Genomic DNA, 2053 nt, shown 5'->3' with positions numbered 1-2053 from the left:
TCCAAGAGGACGGGAAGACGAGGGGATAAGGAGGATCAGCGGCCCACGGCCAGCATGCGCTCCACCGCCAGGCGGGCGCGCTGGGCCACCGCTGGGTCGATCTCCACCTTCGGTTCCAGGGTCCGCAGCGACTCCAGGATGTTGGAGAGGCTGACCCGCTTCATGTGGGGGCACAGGTTGCAGGGGCGGATGAACTCCACGTCCGGATACTCGGTGGCGACGTTGTCGCTCATGGAGCATTCGGTGACCATCAGCACCCGCTTGGGCCGCGCCTCGCCCACGTAATCCACCATGCGGGCGGTGCTGCCGACGAAGTCGGCCTCCGCCAGCACCTCGGGCGGGCACTCCGGGTGGGCGATGATGGTCAGGTCCTTGAAGCGGCCGCGATAGTCGCGCAGCTCCGCGCCCGTGAAGCGCTCATGCACCTCGCAATGGCCCTTCCACGCGATGATCTTCTTCTTGGTCTGGGTGGCGACCCAGCTGGCCAGGTACTCGTCCGGCAGGAACAGCACGCTGTCGCTGTCCAGCGATTCCACGATCTCCACGGCGTTGCCGGAGGTGCAGCAGATGTCGCTTTCCGCCTTCACCTCGGCCGAGGTGTTGACGTAGGTCACCACCGGCACGCCGGGGTGCGCCTCGCGCAGCAGGCGGATGTCGGCGGCGGTGATGCTGTCGGCCAGGGAGCAGCCGGCCCGCATGTCGGGCATCAGCACCGTCTTGGACGGGTTCAGGATCTTGGCCGTCTCCGCCATGAAGTGCACGCCGGCCATGACGATGACGTCGGCGTCGGTCTGCGCCGCCTTGCGCGCCAGCGCCAGGCTGTCGCCCACGATGTCGGAGACACAGTGGAAGATTTCCGGCGTCTGGTAGTTGTGCGCCAGGATGACGGCGTTGCGTTCCTTCTTCAGCGTGTTGATGGCGTGCACCAGCGGCGCATGGAAGGGCCACTCCACCTCCGGGATCACCTTGGCCACCCGCTCATACAGGGGGCGGGTCGCGGCGGCGACGGCGGGCGTGTACTCAAGCTCGGCAACGGACATCGGGACACCTGGCAAACGGACGCGCCCACCATCGGCCCGAATGGCCGGTCCCCGCGGCGCGGCAAGCGGGGACATCCTTCCCTGTTTCCACCCTTATGCTCTATTTGAGCATTAGGGTGACTAATGCTCGCCTGGAGCATAAGGGGTGTCAAGCCCGCTGATGGGGCCCATTCATGTAACTGTCACAGGGGTGCCCCGGGTCCACCGCATCGCTGCGGGTGCGAGGAAGCGACCCGCGAAAAAGAAAAAAGCGGCTGAAATCAGCCGCCTCCCCAGGATAGTTAATGGCGATCAAGAACCCCCAAGCGTGGGCCTTGTCCCTTAGTCCAACGCGAACACTTCGGCTTTAAGGTAGGCGCTTTCCGGCAGCAGGGGGTGCACCGGGTGATCCGGACCGGCGCCGGCGAAGCGCAAGATGCGGCCCTGGCGGCGGGCGTCCCCCAGGCCCTTGGCCACCAGGTCGGCAAAGGTCTCGGGCGGCATGTTGTGGCTGCAGCTCGCCACCAGCAGGATGCCGCCGGGGGCGGTGATCTGGGCGCCCAGCTTGGCCAGCTTGCGGTACGCCCGGCTGCCGTTGGCCAGATCCTTCTTGGACTTCACGAAGGCTGGCGGATCGCAGATCACCACGTCGAACGTTTCGCCGGCCTCGACCAGGCGTTCCAGTTCGGCGAAGGCGTCGGCCTTGCGCAGTTCGACCTTGTCGGCGACGCCGTTGGCCGCCGCCGCCTTGCCCGCCAGTTCCAGGGCGCCGGCCGAGCGGTCGACCAGCACGGTGCGCGCGGCACCCCGGGTGGCGGCCAGCACGCCGAAACCGCCGCAGTAGCTGTAGAAGTCGATGACGGACCGGCCCTGGGCCAGATTGGCGAAGAAGGCGCGGTTGTCGCGCTGGTCGTAGAACCAACCCGTCTTCTGCCCGCCGGCCGGGTCGGCGAAGAAGGTGGCGCCGTTCTCTTTCCACCCGGAGGGGCCGTCGAACGCGCCCCACGGCACGCGCACCTCTTCCCCCACCCCTT

General features: G+C 67.2%; 2 protein-coding genes. Both read right to left on the bottom strand.

Going from position 1 to position 2053, the window contains the following annotated elements; genetic code table 11:
- Positions 1-35: 35 nt before the first annotated feature.
- Positions 36-1040 carry a quinolinate synthase NadA gene (gene nadA / locus I55_RS08910; RefSeq protein ID WP_049973968.1) on the bottom strand — a complete coding sequence of 335 codons (1005 nt, stop codon included), beginning with the start codon at positions 1038-1040 and terminating at the stop codon, positions 36-38.
- A 321-nt stretch (positions 1041-1361) separates the two neighbouring features.
- A partial coding sequence (locus I55_RS08905; protein ID WP_044560170.1) for a class I SAM-dependent rRNA methyltransferase occupies positions 1362-2053 on the bottom strand: 692 nt, incomplete at its 5' end.

The organism is Azospirillum sp. B4, assembly GCF_000333275.1.
Taxonomy (GTDB): Bacteria; Pseudomonadota; Alphaproteobacteria; order Azospirillales; family Azospirillaceae; genus Nitrospirillum.
Note: the sequence above shows the minus strand (reverse complement) of the source record. Positions and strands in the feature narration are given on the sequence as shown.